At 67.1% G+C, this 19526-nt stretch carries 20 protein-coding genes and 1 tRNA gene; 6 read left to right on the forward strand and 15 right to left on the reverse strand.

What is annotated here, in order from left to right; genetic code table 11:
* Positions 1–62: 62 nt before the first annotated feature.
* Positions 63–1172 (reverse strand): oxidoreductase, encoded by a 1110-nt coding sequence (locus tag VGI62_RS05165; protein ID WP_331503328.1) that lies wholly within the window; start codon positions 1170–1172, stop codon positions 63–65.
* A 113-nt stretch (positions 1173–1285) separates the two neighbouring features.
* Here VGI62_RS05165 and VGI62_RS05170 point away from each other — a divergent pair, with 113 nt between their 5' ends.
* Positions 1286–1588: a helix-turn-helix domain-containing protein gene (locus VGI62_RS05170; RefSeq protein WP_331503329.1), complete on the forward strand. Its 303-nt coding sequence runs from the start codon at positions 1286–1288 to the stop codon at positions 1586–1588.
* 180 nt (positions 1589–1768) lie between these two features.
* Here VGI62_RS05170 and VGI62_RS05175 read toward each other — a convergent pair whose 3' ends face one another.
* Both VGI62_RS05175 and VGI62_RS05180 read right to left on the reverse strand, forming a co-directional pair.
* Positions 1769–2605 (reverse strand): SDR family NAD(P)-dependent oxidoreductase, encoded by an 837-nt coding sequence (locus VGI62_RS05175; RefSeq protein WP_331503330.1) that lies wholly within the window; start codon positions 2603–2605, stop codon positions 1769–1771.
* Between the two features lie 41 nt (positions 2606–2646).
* Entirely contained in the window at positions 2647–3483 is an 837-nt protein-coding gene (locus tag VGI62_RS05180) for an SDR family NAD(P)-dependent oxidoreductase (protein ID WP_331503331.1), read from the reverse strand.
* Positions 3484–3578: 95 nt separating this feature from the next.
* Between VGI62_RS05180 and VGI62_RS05185 the strand changes: the two genes are divergently transcribed.
* A complete protein-coding gene (locus VGI62_RS05185; RefSeq protein WP_331503332.1) occupies positions 3579–4469 on the forward strand; it encodes a LysR family transcriptional regulator in 891 nt (296 codons plus the stop codon).
* Between the two features lie 136 nt (positions 4470–4605).
* Here VGI62_RS05185 and VGI62_RS05190 read toward each other — a convergent pair whose 3' ends face one another.
* The 6 genes from VGI62_RS05190 to VGI62_RS05215 all read right to left on the reverse strand — a co-directional run bounded on the left by VGI62_RS05190 (position 4606) and on the right by VGI62_RS05215 (position 10503).
* A complete protein-coding gene (locus VGI62_RS05190; RefSeq protein WP_331503333.1) occupies positions 4606–5541 on the reverse strand; it encodes a helix-turn-helix transcriptional regulator in 936 nt (311 codons plus the stop codon).
* 117 nt (positions 5542–5658) lie between these two features.
* Positions 5659–7839 (reverse strand): xanthine dehydrogenase family protein molybdopterin-binding subunit, encoded by a 2181-nt coding sequence (locus VGI62_RS05195; RefSeq protein WP_331503334.1) that lies wholly within the window; start codon positions 7837–7839, stop codon positions 5659–5661.
* Positions 7836–8825 (reverse strand): FAD binding domain-containing protein, encoded by a 990-nt coding sequence (locus VGI62_RS05200; protein WP_331503335.1) that lies wholly within the window; start codon positions 8823–8825, stop codon positions 7836–7838. The genes VGI62_RS05195 and VGI62_RS05200 overlap by 4 nt, the downstream gene beginning before the upstream one ends.
* Entirely contained in the window at positions 8825–9571 is a 747-nt protein-coding gene (locus tag VGI62_RS05205; protein ID WP_331503336.1) for a (2Fe-2S)-binding protein, read from the reverse strand. Before VGI62_RS05205 ends, VGI62_RS05200 begins: the two co-directional genes overlap by 1 nt.
* 303 nt (positions 9572–9874) lie before the next feature.
* A tRNA-Ser gene (locus VGI62_RS05210) sits at positions 9875–9961 on the reverse strand.
* Between the two features lie 119 nt (positions 9962–10080).
* Positions 10081–10503: a PaaI family thioesterase gene (locus tag VGI62_RS05215; protein WP_331503337.1), complete on the reverse strand. Its 423-nt coding sequence runs from the start codon at positions 10501–10503 to the stop codon at positions 10081–10083.
* A gap of 184 nt (positions 10504–10687) precedes the next feature.
* Between VGI62_RS05215 and VGI62_RS05220 the strand changes: the two genes are divergently transcribed.
* A complete protein-coding gene (locus tag VGI62_RS05220; RefSeq protein ID WP_331503338.1) occupies positions 10688–11878 on the forward strand; it encodes a thiolase domain-containing protein in 1191 nt (396 codons plus the stop codon).
* Between the two features lie 2 nt (positions 11879–11880).
* Positions 11881–12297, forward strand: a complete 417-nt coding sequence (locus tag VGI62_RS05225) for a Zn-ribbon domain-containing OB-fold protein (RefSeq protein WP_331503339.1) — start codon at positions 11881–11883, stop codon at positions 12295–12297.
* 64 nt (positions 12298–12361) lie between these two features.
* Here the strand turns inward: VGI62_RS05225 and VGI62_RS05230 are convergent, their stop codons facing one another.
* The 4 genes from VGI62_RS05230 to VGI62_RS05245 form a co-directional block, all read right to left on the reverse strand.
* On the reverse strand, positions 12362–12961 hold the full coding sequence (locus tag VGI62_RS05230; RefSeq protein ID WP_331503340.1) for a hypothetical protein: 600 nt from the start codon (positions 12959–12961) through the stop codon (positions 12362–12364).
* A gap of 484 nt (positions 12962–13445) precedes the next feature.
* On the reverse strand, positions 13446–14519 hold the full coding sequence (locus tag VGI62_RS05235) for a hypothetical protein (RefSeq protein ID WP_331503341.1): 1074 nt from the start codon (positions 14517–14519) through the stop codon (positions 13446–13448).
* Positions 14520–14556: 37 nt separating this feature from the next.
* Positions 14557–15096: a hypothetical protein gene (locus VGI62_RS05240; RefSeq protein WP_331503342.1), complete on the reverse strand. Its 540-nt coding sequence runs from the start codon at positions 15094–15096 to the stop codon at positions 14557–14559.
* 48 nt (positions 15097–15144) lie between these two features.
* Positions 15145–16377 carry a CoA transferase gene (locus VGI62_RS05245; RefSeq protein WP_331503343.1) on the reverse strand — a complete coding sequence of 411 codons (1233 nt, stop codon included), beginning with the start codon at positions 16375–16377 and terminating at the stop codon, positions 15145–15147.
* A 79-nt stretch (positions 16378–16456) separates the two neighbouring features.
* Between VGI62_RS05245 and VGI62_RS05250 the strand changes: the two genes are divergently transcribed.
* Together VGI62_RS05250 and VGI62_RS05255 are read left to right on the forward strand one after the other, a co-directional pair.
* Positions 16457–17623, forward strand: a complete 1167-nt coding sequence (locus tag VGI62_RS05250) for an acyl-CoA dehydrogenase family protein (protein WP_331503344.1) — start codon at positions 16457–16459, stop codon at positions 17621–17623.
* Entirely contained in the window at positions 17620–18396 is a 777-nt protein-coding gene (locus tag VGI62_RS05255) for an enoyl-CoA hydratase/isomerase family protein (protein ID WP_331503345.1), read from the forward strand. Before VGI62_RS05250 ends, VGI62_RS05255 begins: the two co-directional genes overlap by 4 nt.
* A gap of 12 nt (positions 18397–18408) precedes the next feature.
* Here the strand turns inward: VGI62_RS05255 and eda are convergent, their stop codons facing one another.
* Positions 18409–19047 carry a bifunctional 4-hydroxy-2-oxoglutarate aldolase/2-dehydro-3-deoxy-phosphogluconate aldolase gene (eda, locus tag VGI62_RS05260; RefSeq protein WP_331503346.1) on the reverse strand — a complete coding sequence of 213 codons (639 nt, stop codon included), beginning with the start codon at positions 19045–19047 and terminating at the stop codon, positions 18409–18411.
* Positions 19044–19526 (reverse strand): glucokinase (locus VGI62_RS05265; protein WP_331503347.1); only part of this gene is annotated, 483 nt, incomplete at its 5' end. The genes eda and VGI62_RS05265, both read right to left, overlap by 4 nt.

Genomic DNA, 19526 nt, shown 5'->3' on the forward strand with positions numbered 1-19526 from the left:
GGCGTTTCGGGGTATTTTTCGGGTGCCCCGATTTCGGCCTTTTTCAACACAATCGCCGCAATTCAGACCGTGGGGACGGTGCCGCCATCGATGACGTATTCTGCGCCGTGCAGCGTGGCGGCGCGATCGCTGGCAAGGAAGGCGATCAGCTCCGCGACCTCGTCAGGCGTGTTGGGCCGGCCGATCGGGATTCCTCCCAAAGATCGCATCAACGCTTTGCGGGCGGCTGTGGCGTCGCTCCCATCCGCGTGCGCCAGGCGTTCGATCATCCGCGTGGCCGCGTCGGTCTCGGTGAACCCGGGGGAAACGCGAAGCACGCGCACGCCCTTGGGCCCGACCTCGTTGGACAGCGCCTTGCTGTAGTTGCTGAGGGCGGCCTTGGCTGCGGCGTAGGCGATCGTGGATTCGTACAGCGGCAGCAGTCGTTGGATGGACGAGACGTGGATGACGACGCCATAGCCCTGCGCGATCATCGCGGGGACGATGGCGCGGTCGAGTCGTACAGCCGAAAGCAGGTTCGTGTTCAGTGCGGCGGCCCAGTCGTCGTCAGTGAGTGCCGCATAGCCGCCGGCAGGTGCGGACGAGCCGCCGACGTTGTGCACGAGCAGATCGATCCCATTCAGGCGGGCCAGCGCCGCCTCGGCCACGCGGGCGGCGCCGTCGGGCGTCGCGACGTCCGCCGCGACGAAGAGGTCGGGCGCCTCCAGCGAGCCGGTCACTGTCCGCGCGGTGGTGAAGACGGTCGCCCCCGCTTTGCGCAGGCGGCGGACCACCGCGGCGCCGATGCCCTGCCCGCCGCCGGTGACGAGGACCCGGCGTCCGGTGAGTTCGGCGTGCGGATCGCGCAGCACGATCTCCAGGTCCGCCACGCGGTCGCCGGCGAGCCGGAACCGGTAGCGCAGATCGGCGGGCGCTCCGGGGAAATCGCCGGTCAGGTGGGCGGTGACCGTCCCACCGTCAGGGCTCGGTTCAAAGCTCCGCGGCTCGGCTCGGAACGTGTACCGGCGTCGCGCGTCGGCGGCCCAGTCGCGGATAGCGGCCGAGCCGTCGTGCTCGCGGGCTTCGTCCCGCAGACGGGCGTCGGCCGTGAAGCACGCGGCGACAGCATCCGCGTCGTCCGTGTTCGCGGCGTCAAGGTATCTTGCGATGGGGGCAGGGAGCTTGATGGTCATGACGGCCTCGTCTGGCTTCCTCGTCGAGGTGCGCCTACACTCCCGGAATGGCAAGAACCGACAAAAAAGTAGGGTACTCACCCACAGGTAAGCTTGCGGACGTCACGCCCGACATGGCCGCCTCGGGCGTTGAGATGGCTTTCCGGATGCTGGAGGGGCGCTGGAAGATGGTCATCATCTTCCAGCTGTTCGATGCCGAGGTGCTGCGGTTCTCGGAGCTGCAGCGGGCGATTCGGGGCATCTCCGAGAAGATGCTGATCCAACAGCTACGCGACCTGGAGCGCGACGGGATCGTCACGCGGACCGTCTACCCGCAGGTCCCGCCAAAGGTGGAATATCGACTGACGCCTTGGGGGCAGGGCATGTGCCCCGCACTGGACGCTCTGCTCGAATGGGCCGCGCGGAAGCCCCAATAAATCCGCTTGCAGCGGTGGCGCGAACGACCGCTTCTGTCGCGTAGAAGGCCCTTCAGTCGGTAGCGGCGCAGACCGCCTCAGCCGGCAAAGGCCCCGAAGAGCGATCTTCGGGACCCTTGCCTATCGCGGACTTATGCCAGGTCTTCGCCCCGCGCGGAGAACGGCCGCGATTACGGGAGATCAGGACTGAAAGTCCGTGGCGTGGGCGATCTCCCGACTGGCCTCATAGTCGGCCCGCAGCCCTTCGAGCTTCGCCCCGATGTTCCGGTAGGCGTCAGCGCCGAGAATGATGCGGTGCGCCCGGGAGTCCGACTTGAGGGCCGTGAAAATGGCGCTGGCCGCGCGGGCCGGATCGCCCGGGAACATGTCGTCGCCGATGTTGGCCATCGCTTCGCGGAAGGCGCCGGAGGTGGCGGCGTAGTCGTCGATTTTCTGTCCAGAAAACGCCGTCCGGTCGCCGATGCCGGTCCTGAATGAGCCGGGCTCGATCAATACGGCCCGAAGGCCGAGGGGCTCGATCTCCTGCCACAGCGCCTCCGTCACGCCCTCCAGCGCGAACTTGCTCGCCGAGTAGAATCCGTTGACGGCGAAGCTCGCGATGCCATCCATCGAGGACATGTTCACGATCGTGCCGCGGCCGCGGGCCCGCATCGCCGGAAGGGCGAGCCGCAACATCGCCACCGCGCCGAAGAAGTTGACCTCGAAGATTTTCCGATAGTCCGCCTCGTCCTGTTCCTCGACCGCGCCGACGAAATCGATGCCGGCGTTGTTGAGCAGGAAGTCGATGGCGCCAAAGCGCGCCTCGGCTTGCCGAAGGGCCTCGACCCGCTGCCGGGGGTCGGTGACGTCGAGGCTGACGGCCAGCGCGGTTTCGGGGAAGGCGGCCGCGAGCGTCTGCATCGAGGCGAGGTTCCGCGCGGCCAGGACGACCCGGTCGCCCTGCTTCAGGATGTGTTCCGCCAGCGCAAAGCCGAGGCCGCTGGAGGCGCCGGTGATCAGCCAAGTTGAAGTGGTCATCTGAAAAGCTCCTTGGGTTGCAGGGGGTGGTCGCCGCGCCGTCAGGAAGCGGCCGCGAAGTCCGTCGAAGCGCTGAGGTCGCGCCACTTGCGGTCGGCCTCGGCCTTTCGGGCGTCGGCCGTCTCGACGATCCTGGCCGCGTCGCTGCCGAGCAGGAGACGGAGCGGCGGATCGTCCATGCCGACGACCTTAAGGATCACCTGAGCCGCCTTGGCCGGATCGCCAGGTTGCTTGCCGTCGTAGTCACGCTGGAAGCGGGCGGCCTGGCCCACGGTGGCGTCGTACTCTGGGCGGATTTCGAGGATCGTCTGGGATGATCCCGCAAAGTCGGTCCGGAAGCCGCCGGGCTCGAAGACGGTCACCTTGACGCCCAGGGGCGCCAACTCGGTCACCATCACCTCCGAGAAGCCTTCCACTCCGAACTTCGCGGCCGAGTAGGGCGCACGGCCGGTCGATCCAATCCGTCCACCAACGGACGAGAAGTTGAGGATGTGGCCGGAGCCCTGGGTGCGCAGGACGGGGATCGCCGCCTTCGCCAGGTGGATCGGCCCGAAAAGGTTGGTGTCGATCTGGGCGCGGAAGTCCTCGATGCTGGTATCTTCGATCGGGCCGAGGTTTCCGTAGCCGGCCACGTTCGCCACGACGTCCAGTCGGCCGAAGCGCTCGACGGCGGCATTTACGGCGGCCCGGGCCGCGGCGAAGTCCGTCACATCGAGCGGCCGCAGGATCACCTTGGCGGCATAGCGCCCGGCCAGGTCTTCGAGACCGCGGGTGTTGCGCGCCGTGGCGACGAGACTGTCGCCGGCGGCGAGCACAGCTTCGGCAAGGGCGCGGCCGAGACCTCGCGAGCTGCCGGTGATGAGCCATGTCTTGGTCATTCGTGCCTCCTCGGGTTGGTGAGGCAGATGTGACACCGCGCTATTGATCTGATAAGCCAATCAAAATGGCTCAGGTTGATGCAAAAATCGGGACAATGCGGGCAAGCCAACTCGAACTCGAAGCCGTAGTGGCTGTCGCCCGCCACGGCGGTTTCCGGGTCGCGGCGCGCGAAATGGACTTGTCGTCCTCGGCGCTCAGTCACGCGGTGGCGGCGCTGGAGGCGCGCCTGGGCGTTCGCCTGTTCAACCGCACCACACGCAGTGTCGCATTGTCGGCCGAAGGTGAACAGTTTGTGGCCGACATCGCCCCCGCCTTGTCCGCGATTCACACCGCCATGGAACGGATCGACGAACGTCGCGCCGACCCCGCCGGAGTCCTGCGGCTGAACCTGCCGTTGGGCGCGGGCCGGATGATTCTGGCGCCGCTGATCTTCGAGTACATCCGCCGCTACCCGCGGGTGACCGTCGACATGGTCACCGAAGGGGCGATGGTGGACATCGTGGGGCAGGGCTTCGACGCCGGCATCCGGCTCGAGGAGTTCGTCCCTCCCGACATGATCGCCGTGCCGATTACCCGCTCCATCCGCTCAATTGTCGTGGGTTCGCCCGCCTACTTCATGGGACAGCCGCGGCCGAAGACGCCGGCCGACTTGGCCCAGCACCGCTGCATCCGACGGCGCACAGGCAACGGGACCATCTATCGCTGGGAGTTTGAGAAGCGCGGCGAGGCGGTCGCGGTGGACGTCCCCGGCCCGTTGATTTTCGACGACGGCGACCTGATGCTGCAGGCGGCCCTGGCCGGCGAGGGCCTAGCCTACCTCTCCGATATTGCGACCGAGGAGTCGATCGAAGCGGGGTTGCTGCAGCCGGTCCTGGAAGACTGGTCGCCGGAATATCCGGGCCTCTGTCTCTACTATCCCAGCCGTCGCAACATGCCGGCCCGGTTGCGTGCCTTTATCGATCTGGTTCGCAAGTTGGCGCGGTGACCGCGTGCTTGCAGGCCTCGGAGAGCACCGTTGGAGCGACTGCCTCAGGTCAACGATCCGGCCGTCGGAAGCACCAAGCGCAAGGTCAATATCCTGAGACGAACCCAAGTACCGCTCCGGGCGCAATGCGGTCGCATCAATTCAGCGCCAGCCTTCGCCATGCTCCAGGGCTCAGCCCAACCTGACGCGTGAACACCCGGGTGAAGTGGCTCTGGTCGGCGAAGCCGCAGGACGCTGCGATCGCCGGCAGCGACGGATCTTGTCTCCGAAGCATGGCCTTGGCCGCTTCGACGCGGGCCTGCAGTAGCCAGGCGTGGGGCGCAAGACCGGTCGACCGCCGAAACGCGCGCGCGAAGTGGCTGACGGACAGACCGCAAGCGTCAGCGATCTCGCGCAGCGGTGTCGCGCCACGAAGGTTGCCGCCGATCATCTCCTTGGATCGCCGCTCTTGCCAAGGTGCGAGCCCCCCCTTGAGCGGTCTCGGGACGATCCGCATTCCGCCATAGGTTTGGGCGGCGTGGGCCGCGAACGCCAGGGTCAGGTGGTCTGCGAACAGCCGGCTGACCTCGTCGGGCGCGCGCAGCGCCGGCAGCATCGAAAAGCCCAGGTGCTTGATGGTGTCGTCGCAGACGCCGACCCCCGGGTCGTAGCGAAGTTCCGCGATGCGCGGGACATTGGCCTCGTCTGCAAAGGCGTTGAGCGCGGACCGCGGCAGGTACCAGAGGAGAGAGTGGATCGGCTTGTCCATCAGCGCGAGCGGTTCGCGCCTCAGATCGTGGAGCGTGACGTCGCCCGCCCGAAGCGAGAAGGCCGAAACCTGACGGCCGTCTTCCCAGTAGGCGTTGCGGGGAATCTCTCGAAGCATGAGGCAAATCATGTAGGCGTCTTCGCGCGGAAGCGGATCGCTCAGGCGTCCAAGGGGGCGGTCCACGCGGATTTCGGTGACCGCGACCTCAGCACGCTGGAGCGAGCGCGTGACGATGACCGGCGCGTCCTCCGCACCGAACTTCTGGCCCAGGCCGTAACCGTAGGCCTGCACTCCAGGCGAATCCCGACGCGCGCTGATCTCCATCCCGATCTCCCGGCGTCCGGGTCGGGCGCCCACACGCCTCGAGCGGGAGTATAGGCGGAAAGCCCAGGCGCCCAAACGAGCTTGTCGGAGCACTCGCGGATCGCGCCTGGACCCGACCTAGGAGATCAGCTTCTCCGGTGTCAGCGGCAAGTCACGGATCCGTTTGCCCGTCGCCTGGAAGACCGCATTGGCGACCGCCGCTGCGACGCCGGTCGCGCCCAGTTCGCCAATCCCCTTGCCGCCAATGGGACCGGCCTTCTCATCGACCTCGTCCACGAAGTGGATCGTGATGTCCGAGGGGATATCGGCGTTCACCGGGATCGCCACTCCGGCGAGGTTCTTGGAGAGGAAGCGTCCAAGCGTAGGCTCGAAGGCGCTCTGCTCCATCGCGGCCATACCCCAACCCCATACGATCCCGCCGAGCAGTTGGGCGCGCGCGGTGCGCGGATTGACGATGCGGCCGGCGCTGTAGCTGCCCACGGCGCGACGCAGGCGCAGCAGGCCGAGCTCCGGATCGACAGCAATCTCGACGAAGACGGCGCCGAAGGTGCGCTTGGCATAGCTCGCGTCCTGCGACGGATCGAAGACGCCCGCGCCCACGATCTCGCTCTCTCCCGCCTCGTCCATGAGGCGTTCGATCGGTATGCCGCCCGCGGCGCCCGCCAGGCTGATGCAGCCGTCGGCGATCTGCGCCTCCTGCGGCGGCAGGTTGGCGAGACGCGCGAGCCGGCCGCGCACGTCCTCGGCGGCCGCCAGCACCGCCGCGCCCACGCCCATGGTGGAGGAGGAGCCATAGGTAGGCCCGGCTTCCGGCAGCCGGGTGTCGCCCATCCTGAGTTCGATGCGGTCCGGCGGAAGTCCCAGCACCCCGGCGGCGATCTGCGGGAAGATCGTGAGCGTGCCGGTCCCGATGTCCTGGGTTCCGGTCTCGACCACCGCCCCGCCGTCGCGCAGCAACCTGACCCTTGCGTTTGACGGGAACCGGAAGGTCCCCATGAGGCAGCTCGCCATCCCATGGGCGATGATCCAGTCGCCCTCCCGCTTGGGCGTGCGCGCGCGCTCGCGCCACCCGAACAGCCGGGCGCCCTCCTCGTAGGCCTCCCGCAGCTTCTTGGACGACCACGGAGCCCCGGTCGCGGGATCGGTTTCGGCGTAGTTGGCGAGCCGCAGGTCCAGCGGGTCGACGCCAAGCTCCGCGGCCAGCTCGTCCATTGCGCTTTCCAGGGCCCACAGGCCCGGGCCTTCGCCGGGCGCACGCATCGCGGTCGGCATCGCCACATTCGCGCGCTCGGCGCGCTGGCTGAGCCTCAGGCTGGGCGTGGCGTAGAGCGACTTCGAGGCCTCCGTGGCGGCTTCGATGAAGTCGTCGGTGATGCTGGTCAGGTTGACCACATCGTGGGTGACCGCCGAAAGCACGCCCGCGTCGTCGGCGCCGAGACCCAGTTTTTGGACGATGCGGGCCTGGTATCCAAGCACGGCGTACATGTCCGCACGCGACAGGACGATACGCACAGGGCGGCCGAGCATCTTCGCCGCCACCGCGGCGAGCGTCTCGTGGGGGTAGATCAGGCCCTTCGCCCCGAAGGCGCCGCCGGTGTGCTGGGAGATCACCCGCACCGAGTCGAGCGGCAGGCCGAAGAACGCGGCCAGCCCCTGGCGCACGCCGAAGACGTGCTGCGTGGAATCGTGGACCGTGAGCATATCGCCGTCCCATTGCGCCAGGACCGCCGAGGGCTCCATTGGGTTGTGGTGGCGCGAAGGCTGAGAATAGACGGCTTCGACCCGTCGGCTGGCCCTCGCGAGGTTGCGGTCGGCGTCGCCCTTGGCGAAATCCGGCTCAAGGAAGAAGTAGCCGGTGTTCCGCGGCGCCGCGGCGACCCCTTCGAGCGCCGACCACACCGCGGGGGCCGGTGTTGTGGCTGGCGCCGGGGCGTAACGGACGTGCACCTTGCGCGCGGCGGCCTCCGCGGCCTCCAGGGTCTCGGCGAGCACCACGGCGATAGGCTGACCCTCGTGTCGAATCTCGTCGTCCTGCAATGGCAGGGCGCTGGTCGAAAAAGGTGGGCCGGCGACCGCGGTCTTGGGCCGAGGCATATCCGCGTGGGTGAGAACGTGGACGACGCCCGGCTCCGCGAGCGCTTCGTTCCTCGCAATGGCGATCGCCTTTCCGGCGGGGATGGTCGCCGTGACGAGGACGCCATGCAGCATGCCCGGAAGCCGCAGATCAGCGGTGTAGGGCGCCGCGCCGGTGACCTTGATGGGCCCGTCGAGGCGTGGAACCGGCTCGCCGATGCTCATGGCCGGGCCTCCGCCGCCAGCCGGATCGCCCGCGCGGCGGCGGCCTTGGCGAGCGGGATCTTGTAGGCGTTGTGCGTCAGCGCCCTGGCTTCGGCGAATGACACCGCCAGCGCCTCGCGGATCACTGTGGAATCGTGGACGGCGGCGCCGGCCAGCGCGCGTTCGGCCTCCCGCAGTCGCCACGGTCTTGCGGCCACCGAGCCCAGCGCGATGCGCGCGCGCGCAATTCGATCGCCTTCGAGGTCGAGAGCGACCGCGGCCGAGACTGTCGCGTACTCGTAGGATTCGCGCTCGCGGATTTTCAGGTAGGCGGAATGCGGCGCGGCCTCCGGTATCTCGATCCCCACGATAAGTTCGCCCTCGCGCAGCGTCGTTTCCAGGTGCGGCGTCTTGCCGGGGAGCCGGTGCAGATCCTCGGCCTCGATCCGCCGCCCCCCGTCCCGGTGCTCGGTGACGTAGACGGCGTCCAGGGCGGACAACGCGACCGCCGGATCCGACGGCTGGGTGGCGACGCAGCCTTCGCTCCAGCCGAAGATCGCATGCCGATCGTTGAGGCCATGCAGGGCCGTACAGCCAGAGCCGGGCTGGCGCTTGTTGCAGGGCAAAACATCCGCCGCCCGGAAGTAGGCGCAGCGGGTCTTCTGAAGAGGATTGCCGCCGATCGTCGCGAGGTTGCGCAGCTGAGCGGAGGCGGACTTCAGGATGGCTTGGGCGAGGACCAGGTAGCCGCGCGCCACATCGGCATTCTGCGCAACGTCACTGAGCCGCATCAGGGCGCCGATGCGAAGGCCGCCGTTCGGCAGGCGTTCGATCCCTTCGAGTTCCTTCAGCCGGCTGATGTCGATCACCCGCGCCGGCGCGGTTATGCCGAGGCGAAGCCAGTTCAGGAGTTCCGTGCCGCCGGCCAGAAAGGCCGTGTCCGCCGCCATGCCTTCCGCTAAGGCCTGATGAACGTTGGCCGCACGGCCGTAGCCGAAGGTCTGCATCAGTCGCCGCTCCCTCGGGCCGCGGCTTCCACCGCCGCGACAATCTGCGGATAGGAGGCGCAACGGCAGAGATTCCCGCTCATCCACTCGCGGATCTCCGCTTCCGATCCGCCATGGCCTTCGCCGATCAGGGCCGTGGCAGACATCACCTGGCCGGGCGTGCAGAATCCGCATTGGAAGGCGTCGCAATCGATGAAGGCTTGCTGGACCGGATGAAGCCGGCCTTCCTTCGCGAGGCCCTCGATCGTGGTGACCTTAGCGCCCTCCGCCGACGCGGCGAGCACCATGCAAGCGTTCACGCGCCTTCCGTTCAGATGGACGGTGCAGGCGCCGCATTCCCCGAAATTGCACCCCTTCTTGGCGCCCGTCAGCCCAAGATGCTCGCGAAGCAGATCGAGCAAGGTGGTGCGCGCATCGATTCGCACCTCGCAGCGGCGGCCGTTCACCTGCAGCGCGAACATCAGATGTGAAGGAAAATCCATGCCCGAGAAGGCCCAGGAGTGCGCTTGGGACGAGCACGGGACGCGCTTGGCCGGCCAGCGCAATCGGAAGACGCCATTCCCGTCCGCTTTTTGCGCAGGATCAGCAAAGACATGCCGGAATCGTTCAGCGTGGAGGCGGTCTGATGAGCTGCGTGCAACGGCAGGCACCAACCGGGGCGGGGCCTCAACCCCCGCTTCCGGCGCATTGTGCGCCTTCGGGAACTTCCAGCAGGAGACATCTGCAACGGGGTCGAAAGCGGTCATTTGATTGGCCGCACGAGCGTCGACTCTCGGCCAATGTCCGCTGCTGGCGGATTGTGTTGAAAAACCCCATTCCTTCCGCCCCCTCGGAATTCAGGGTCATGGACGGGCTGATTGAAAAAGGCCGCGCGGGACCTCACGCGATCAAGGTGATGGCCTGGGTGAACGCGCTAGCGTCTGCGCTGTGGCATCTTACTCACATCTTCGCCGACATTGGCGTTTCGGCGTATTTTTCGGGTGCCCCGATTTCGGCCTTTTTCAACACAGTCGTCGCGCAGCAGACATTCACGTCGGACATAACTTCGGCGGAGAGGGTGGGATTCGAACCCACGGTGCCCGTAAAGGCACGCCGCATTTCGAGTGCGGTGCTTTCGACCACTCAGCCACCTCTCCAGAGCCGGCGCCGGACCCTTGGCTAGGGGCCCGCTGAGCGAGGCGCGGAACCTACTCATCCGACCCCACGGGTGCAAGTGGCGCTTATTGGCGCGGTCCCGGTGGTCGACGCCATCCGCTCAGCGCGGGTAAAGCACCATCTGTGTGCAGCGGAAGAGCGCCATGGTCTTGCCAGTGGTCTGGTTGACTGCCTCGGCGTCCCAGACCTGGGTCATCCGCCCGCCGTGGACGAGCCTTGCGGTGCACCCGACCGTGTCCCCGACCTTGGCGGTGCCCAGGTAGTTCGCCTTGAGCTCGACGGTGGTGAAGCCTGTGGCCTCGTCCGGCAGGCTGGCGACGCAGGCATAGCCGCAGGCCGAGTCCACCAGCGCGATCACCGAGGCTGCGTGGAGGAAGCCGTTCGGGGCCATGTGGCCGGGGCGCACGGTAAAGCGGCCGGAGGCGCGGCCGGTGGCGACTTCGTCCCACTCGATCCCGAGATCACCCGGCAGGGTGCCTTGTTGGCGTTCGGCGAAATGCGCCGCCTGGTTGCCTTCCATCATGTCTCGGCCTCCTCACCCAGCTGAGAGCTAGGAAGCCGACGCCGCGGAAACCAAGGGCCTTCCGGTCGTGGCGGGGCCGGTCACGCCGACCGGCTTTTAGGCGGACGGCCCGATGACGGTTGTTTTGGAGAGGGCGGGCGGATAACCCAGACCGATATTTCACCGCGATATTTCGGGGATGATGATGAGCATCAAGGGCAAGGCCTATGTGATGGGAGCGTTCGAGCATCCGCTTCGCGACGCGCCGGACACTTCCACTCCGCAGCTGCATGCCGAGTGCGCAAGGGGCGCGCTGATCGATGCGGGCCTCACCAAGGATGACATCGACGGCTATTTCTGCGCTGGCGATGCGCCGGGCTTCGGCGGCATGTCGATGCTCGACTACATGGGGCTGAAGAACGTACGACATCTCGATTCCACCGAGACCGGGGGCTCCTCCTACATCGTCCATGTGGGGCACGCGGCGGAGGCGATCGCGGCAGGCAAGTGTTCCGTGGCGCTGATCACTCTCGCCGGACGGCCGCGCCATGGCGGGCGCAGGCCCGGCGCCGGCATGGCGCCGGGTGGTAGCGGCCTTTCCGACGGACCGCCGGAGGCCGGTTTCGAGAACATCTACGGCGGCTCCACCCACAACACCTACGGCATGTGCGCCATGCGCCACATGTACGAGTACGGGACGACATCCGAGCAACTTGCCTGGATCAAAGTCGCCGCCTCGCACCACGCCCAGTGGAACGAGCATGCCTTTTTGAGGAACGTGGTGACGGTCGAGGAGGTGGTGAACTCGCGGATGATCGCCGATCCGCTACATCTCCTGGACTGCTGCGTTGTCACCGACGGCGGCGGCGCGCTGATCGTCACCAGCCCCGAAGTCGCCAAGAGCCTGAAGCGGCCGAAAGTCAGGGTGATGGGCGCGGGCGAGGCGCCCAAGGGCCCGCGCGGCGGGCTTGACCTGGACCTGACCCATTCGGGCGCCGTCTGGTCCGGGCCGAGGGCGTTCGAAGAGGCAGGAGTAAAGCCCGCAGATATCAAATACGCTTCGATCTACGACAGTTTCACCATCACGGTGCTGATGCAGCTCGAGGACCTGGGCTTCTGCAAGAAGGGCGAAGGCGGCAAGTTCGTGGCCGACGGCAACCTGATCTCAGGCGTGGGCAAGCTGCCGTACAACACCGACGGCGGTGGCCTCTGCAACAATCACCCCACCAACCGCGGCGGCATTACCAAGGTGATCGAGGCGGTGCGCCAGCTGCGTGGCGAGGCGCACCCGAAAGTGCAGGTGCCCAACTGCGATCTGGCTATCGCCCACGGCACTGGCGGGTCGCTTGGCACCCGACACGCCTCGGCGACCGTCATCATGGAAAGGGAGGGCTGAGCATGTCCGAGACGCAGGAAAAGCCCGGCCTGATGAGCCGTCCGATCCCCGCGCCAATGGTGTCGGTGGAAACCAAGCCCTTTTGGGACGCCGCCTCCGAGGGCCGCTTCCTGATCAAACGGTGCCAGGAGTGCCACAAGCCCTTCTGGTACCCGCGCGCGATGGGCCCGTTCTGCATGTCCGCAGAGACGGTATGGGAGGAGAGCCCCGGCGAAGGCGTGATCTACACCTACTCGGTCATGCATCGCTCGCCGAGCGGCCCCTACGCCATAGGGTACGTGACCCTGGCCGAGGGCCCTGCGGTGTTGACCAACTTTGTCGACGTCGCGCCCGATGGGCTTTCCATCGGCATGAAGGTCAAGGTGAAGTTCCAGCCGACTGAGGGCGGTCCACCCGTCCCGGTGTTCGCGCCGACCTGACGCCTGCACCGGACCAGGTCAGCCGAAGGCGATGGCGCCTGACTGCGTGAAGCCGTCCATCCAGCTAGGCCGGATGGAGGGCGACCAGCATGCTCTCGGTGATATAGGCCGTGATTTTGTCGCCGACCTTCAGTTGCGCCAGTTCCCTGCGCCCCTCCTCGCTTTCCACCTCCAGAGTGTGGACGAGGCCGCCTTGGGGGCTGACTAGCCTCAAGGTGTTGTGGGCCGTGTCGATACCGATCACGGCGCCTGTGACTATGATGTGGTTGGCAACGGCCGCGGAGGGAATCTCTCCTTTGGCTGCGCGGCTTGCGACAGTGTGTTCGGTATCCTTCGGCAGCGGCGCGCCGCGCGGCGAAATCACGAACGCGGCCGAGACAGTGTAGGTCACGCTGATTTTGTCGCCGGGTTTGACCTTGTCGAGATTCTTGATGTCGGACGCGACCTTGAGCGTATGGGTGTCGCCATTCGCCTCAACGACGGTCAGATGCCGCGTCGCCGGGTCGACCGACTTTACGGTGACCTTTCCGCTCACCTGCGCAGCCCGGCTCAACTCGTGTGCGACACGTTGCGCCCAAACCGTGGAAGGGGAGGCGGCGCAGGTGAGCGCCGCCATCGCTACGGCGGCCGCGGCGCTGCGCGCCGAGAAGGGCCTGTCTTTCATGATGTGCTCCCGCCAGTCTTGTGGTTTCAGCCGTGGCGAGCGAGCGCGTCGCCGATCGACGCTCCGCTCCCAGCACTGGAGGCTCAGCGTCCTTCGCCATCGCGCAGGACGACATCCGGCGAATCCATGAGCGACCGTCCGGGATTGACCTAGTTCGAGCGGAACCCCGGTGCGCTTAACCGGCGAGCGCGCGCGGCGTGATGGTCGTCCGGTTCAAAACGAGCGGCGCCATAGATTTCGTCGGGCCGTCGCGGTGAGCGCTGGTCGGCATGAGATGTGGACCCGTCAATTGCGCCACCGGCGCAGTCGCCACCGCAAGGCTGCAACTCGACATTCCGGCAGCGATGCTCAGCGCGCCCCAACTCGAAAGTCGCATGCCTGAAACCTCCCTTGTCTTGGGGCGACAACCCTTTGACCGAGCGGGATCGGAGTCAACGTGGCGATCGTGCGCCGGCAGACACGCTTGCGTGTGGGCGGGTCTCGATCAGTTCTCGCCGCCCTTCGCCCCGCCCGTCGCCTGCGCCTCACGGGCAGCCTTCTCCTCGGCCCGGGCTCCCGCGAGCATGCCCGTCAGCGCGTAGTTCCCCTCGTGGCAGGCGTATTCGTAGACCTGCCCCTTGGTGGCGTTCATCGCCACTTCGCCACTGAAGGGCGCAGTGTAGATGTCCGGATCCTCGACCGTGAACCGGTAGGAGATCTTGTTCGGCCCGATTCGTGTGAACCGCTCGATCACCTTCTGGTTGGGTGAGCCGCCACGCAGGCCCTGCTCGGGTCGCATGTTCGTGGTCTCGACAACCAGGGTGTCGCCTTCCCAGTGGCCGATGCTGTCACCCATCCAGAGCTTGATGCTTGAGGGGAGGTGCTTGTCCGTCAGCCGGATGTGGCGGACGTCGTGGACCATCTCGACGTCGATGGCGACCTCGTCCTTGGACTGCACGATCTGGTAGGTGTTGTTGTACATCAGCGGCAGCATCGGCGGACCTGCGCTTGAGCCGAAGGACAGCAGGCAGCGTTCGCCCAGGCTGAAGCCCTCAGGATTGTCGGTGCGGGCGCCACGGCTGCGCGGCCCGCCCGGACGAGGCGCGGCTCCGGCGCTCGCGACCCGCGCCGGGAACTGGCCGTTCGCCGGCGAGGTGATTATCGAGGCGCGCTTCTCGCCGTTGATGTCGATCAACGTGGTGCCCGGATCCTTCCAGCCCTGGTTGTAGCCGCAGTTGAAGCCTGAGATGCCGTCTGGGCCGCAGTCAGCGTTCTTAAGATCCTTCACCGTGGCTTCCGGCGGCGTCGGGGCATCGGCGCGGGCGACCTGCTCCCTGGTGGCCTGCTCCAGCGCATCGGCTTCCTGTTTGGTGAGCACGTTGCGCGTGCCGTATTTCGCGTCCCGAATGAGCGGGGTTATCGTGGCCGTGGTGTAGGTGCCCTGGAGGTCAGGCTGGCCCCAGCCGTTGCGCGGCGCGTGATAGGGTGCGGCCGGCTTGGCCTGCTGTTGCTGGGCGAGCGCCGGCAAGGCGCCCAGCGCGCTAAGTGAGACCGCGGCGAGCAGCAGGTATCGCATCATCATATCCTCCTGGCCGACTCTTTGTGGTCGGCGCAGCCTACAGAATAGCGGCGGGCGTCCGGATGGGAAGAGTTTCGCCCATCCGTTCGGCGGCCAGGCGCGCGACGAGGAGGCGACCTTCGCGCGCATTGCCGACGCGATAGACCGGGCGGCCTTCGAAGGTGCCGTCGGCGAACATCGCCGAATAGCGCGCCCGCATCATCGCCCAGTTGTTCCAGGCCCAACGGATCGGGTGGCCGCTTTCGAGCCACTTGCGGAAGAGCTCTCTGTTGCCGCTGCCCGGCCACAGCTCCTCTTTCGTGACCGCGCGGCTGAACGAGCGCCAGATCACGCGGCGCATGACCACCCATCGTTCGGTATCCATCCAGACAAAACCCGTCGCTCTGGACCAGTGAGCATCGCGCGCCTTGGTGTAGTTGCCGTCGATGACCCAGGCCTCCCCCGACGCCGCCTGGGCTACGCGCCGGAAGAACTCGTCGGGCTCATGGGTGGCGATGTCGCGCCAGTCAGGCTGCCAGTTGATCGCGTCCAGTTCGACCCGCGTGACCCCAAGCGCAGCAGAAAGCGCCTTGGCCATGGTCGTCTTGCCCGACCCGGAGTTTCCGACGACGACCAGGCGCACGGCTCACGCGTCCTCGCCCTCGCCGGCCTCGACGTCCACCTCAGCCAGCACCTCGTCGGTATGCTGGCCCAATTCCGGCGGATGGCGGCGGATGTTGGAAGGAGTCTTGTCGAACTTCACCGGCGGCTTCATCTGGCGGTAGGCGCCCATGGTCGGGTGCTCGTAAGTCTGGAAAAAGTCGACGGCCTGGAGGTGCGGATCGTCTGGCAGGTCGTCCAGGCGGTTGGTCTTGACCACTGGGATCGATAGGGGCTTCAGCACATCCAGCCATTCCTGCGTGGTCTTGGTGGCGGCGGCTTCGCCCACCAGCCCGTAGAGCTCGTTGATGTGCTTCATGCGGGTGAAGTAGTCGGAGAACCGCGGATCCTTGGCGATGGTGTCGCCGAAACCGGCGGCCTCGAAGAACTGGTCCCACTGCTTGTCCGTGTACGGCAGGAGGCCGATGTAACCATCCTTGGTCTTGAACGGCCGACGGTTCGGATTCACGACGCGGACATATCCCCATTGGCCGGTGGTCGGCTGATAGGTCTGATCGTAGAGGTGCTCGACGAGCAGAAAGCTCGTGACGCACTCCAGCATCGGCACCTCGACGAACTGGCCTTCGCCGGTGCGCTGGCGGTGGAACAGCGCCGCCGTCACCGCCTGCGCCATGAACAGGCCCGAGACCTTGTCGGCCACCAGAGTCGGCAGGATGCGCGGTTCCGGATTGCCGTCTGTGCGGGGCAGGACGTCGGCCAGGCCGGAGGCCGACTGGATAAGGTCGTCATAGGCGGGCTCTCCCGCGTAGGGGCCGTCCGAGCCGTAGCCTGCAGCATGGACGTATATGATGTCCGGGCGTATCGCGGCGACGTCCTCGTAGGCCAGCCCCAGTCGCTTCAGTCCGGCGTAGCGCACGGAAGCGGCGAAGACGTCGCAGGACTTGATCAGCTTGGTCAGGGTCTTCCTGGCCTTGGGATCACTTAGATCCAGCAGGATCGAGCGCTTATTGCGGTTGATGGTCAGGTAAATAGGACCCATGCCGCGCGGCGAGCCCTCCGGCGGGTGGCCGGCCCAGCGCATGATGTCGCCGCCGTCGCCGCGGCCCGAACCCGGATCTTCGAGCTTGATCACGTCGGCGCCCTGGTCGGCGAGGATCTGGGTGCCGTAGGCCCCGTTGACCACGCTTGTCAGGTCGAGGACCCGCACGCCCGTCAGGGGGCCGGTCGCCGTCTCCGCAAGTTTCCTCGCCTTCACCACTTGTACTCTCTCCCCTCGCCGCTTCCGGTCGTTATGATCACCCTACTAGATCGCGCACATGATCGCGACGGGAGGGCCCATGGACTTTGAAATCGCCGAAGAGCACCGGATGCTCAAGGATCTGGTCGCGAATTTCGTTCGCGATGAGCTGATGCCGCTGGAAGCCGGGGTTCTGGCGCGTGAAGCGGACGGCAGGGGCTTGGGCATCGGGCCGACGGAGCACGCCCGCCTCGATAAGGTCGCCCACGAGCTTGGCTTGTTCGGGCTGGACGCGCCAACCGATGTCGGCGGCTCCGACCTGCCGATGACTGCGATGGTCGGGGTCGAGGAGGAGATCGGCCGGTGCGTGACGCCCTACACCCTGCCGCCGGACAGCCCGAACCTCCGCATGCTGATGCAGACGGTCGACGAGCGGCAGCGCGCCGCCTACCTCGCGCCCTATGTGGCCGGCGAGACGGTGTCGGCGATCGGCATCTCCGAGCCCGGCGCGGGCTCCGACCCGGCGGGGATGACGACGCGGGCCGTGCGCGATGGCGACGACTGGGTGATCAACGGCCGGAAGATCTGGATCAGCCGCGCCGAGGACGCCGACTTCACGATCCTGATGGCGCTGACCGACACCGAAAAGCGCGCCCGTGGGGGGATTTCCGCCTTCCTCGTCGACAAGGGCACGCCCGGATTCAACGTGCTCCGGCGGATCCCGATGATCGGTGGGGCCTACACCTACGAGATCGCGCTCGAGGACTGCCGGGTCGAGGGCTGGAAGCTGCTCGGCCAGGAAGGCGCGGGGTTTGCGCCGATGCAGACCCGGCTCGGCACCCGGCGCATCCAGATGGCGGCCTGGTCGGTGGGCATGGCGCAGCGGGCGCTGGACATGATGGTCGAGTACGCCCCGCAGCGGAAAACCTTCGGGATGCCGCTCTCGGAGCGACAGGCGATCCAATTCTGGGTCGCCGAGGCGGCGACCAAGATCCACGCCGCACGGCTGATGACCTATGACTGCGCCTGGAAGCTCGACCAGGGCCGCGATGTGCGCAACGAGATCAGCATGATCAAGTGGTACGCCACCGAAATGGCCTATGAGACGGTCGACCGGGCCATGCAGGCCTTCGGCGCCATGGGCATGACCAAGGAGCTGCCGCTCTCGCTGATGCAGGCGAAGCTCCGCACCATGCGCATCTACGACGGGCCCACCGAGGTCCACAAATGGGTGGTGGCCCGCAATCTTCTGGGGACGAGAAAATGAGAGACGCTTTCGGGGATCATGTGCGGGTTGCGGTCGATGGCCATGTGGCCGTGGTGACGATCGACCGGCCGCCGCACAACCACGTCAGCGTGGAGTTCATGCGCGACCTCGCCGACGCCTTCGAGGCGATCGACGGCGAGGTGGAGCTGCGCTGTTCGGTGCTGCAGGCCGAGGGCAAGAACTTCTGCGCCGGCGCCGACCTGGTGAGGAGCGAGACCGCCGGCGGCTTGGGCGCGGTGAACCCGCTCTACGACGAGGCCGTGCGGCTGTTCTCGGCCGGGAAGCCGATTGTGGCCGCCGTGCAGGGGGCGGCGGTGGGCGCAGGCCTCGGCCTGGCTGTCGTGGCCGACTTCCGGATCGCCTCGCCGGACGCCCGCTTTGCGGCCAACTTCGTCAAGCTGGGCTTCCACCCGGGCTTCGGCCTGACCCATACCCTGCCGCGGCTCATCGGGCCCACCAAGGCCGAGCTGATGCTCCTGACGGGCCGCCGCGTGAAGGCTGAAGACGCCTTGCCCTGGGGATTGGTTGACGAGGTCGTGCCGCTGGAAGAGCTTCGGCCCGCGGCTTTACGGCTGGCCAAGGAGATCGCCGAAAACGCGCCGCTGGCCATCGTTTCCACGCGCAAGACACTCCGGGCCGACCTGGCCGCAGCGGTTCGCGCCCAGACCGACAAGGAGGCCGTCGAGCAGGGCTGGCTGCGCGACACCGAGGACTACAAGGAAGGCGTCCGCTCCGTCGCCGAGCGTCGAGTGGGCAACTTCGTCGGGCGGTAGTTCGGTACGCCGCTAGCCCTCGACCGGTGAAGCCGGGCGCGGCGCCAATGCGCAGGCCTCGCGGGCAAGCGCGGTGATGCGGCTCCAGTCGCCGGCGCGTACGGCCTCGGCCGGCGCGACCCAGCTGCCGCCAACGCAGATCACATTGGGAAGCGCCAGATAGCTCGCGGCGTTGGCGGCGCTGACACCTCCGGTCGGGCAGAATCTCGCCTGCTGGAACGGGCTTGCGAAGGCCTTCAAGGCGTCGATGCCGCCCGCGACGTTCGCCGGGAAAAGCTTGAAGCGGGTGAAGCCGGCGGCGAGCCCGGCCATCAGCTCGGTCGCCGTGGCGACCCCCGGCAGCAGGGGGGTGGGTCCCTCGTTCGTTTCGCCTTCGATGAGGCCGGGACTGACCGCGAACTTGCCGCCCACGTCAGCGACCGCTTGGCGCATGGACGGCGTCAGCACCGTGCCCGCCCCGACAACTGCGCCCTCGACCTCGTGCGCCATCCGCTCGATGCACTGGATCGCAACCGGCGTACGGAGCGTGACCTCCAGGACCGTAAGCCCGCCCGCAACCAGCGCCCGGCCCAGCGGTACGGCGTGGGCGATCTCGTCGATGACCAGGACGGGTACGACCGGCGCACGGCTCAGGATGTCGTCGAGGGTCATAGACGTTCCATCATCTCCAGTTCGCGGGCCGCGCCGATAAGCGCGGGGTATGGGTGCAGGACGAGCGACGTCGGGATCTGCTCGACGAAGGTTGTCAGGCGGCCTTTGTCCTGGAAACGCGCCCGAAAGCTCCCTGCCGCCAGGCGGTCGCCCATGCGCGGCGCAATGCCCCCGGAGACGAACACACCGCCGCGCGCGCCGTGGGAAAGCGCCAGGTCGCCGGCCACCGAGCCGAGGATGCCGCAGAATCGGTCGAGGGTCTCGCTGGCCAGGGCGTCGCCCTTGGCGGCGGCGTCGAACACGGCCTTCTCGTTGGCGAGCGTCGGTTCGGCCTGCCGCAGCCCCGCCATCACGCTGTAGAGGTCGAACAGCCCCTGTCCGGAGAGGATCCGCTCGATGGAGACCCTTCCGTGGCGCGCGCGGAGCTTGGCCCAGATCTCGACCTCCACGTCGTCGGAAGGGGCGAAGGCGGCGTGGCC

Source organism: Phenylobacterium sp. (genome assembly GCF_036495085.1).
Classification (GTDB): Bacteria; Pseudomonadota; Alphaproteobacteria; order Caulobacterales; family Caulobacteraceae; genus Phenylobacterium.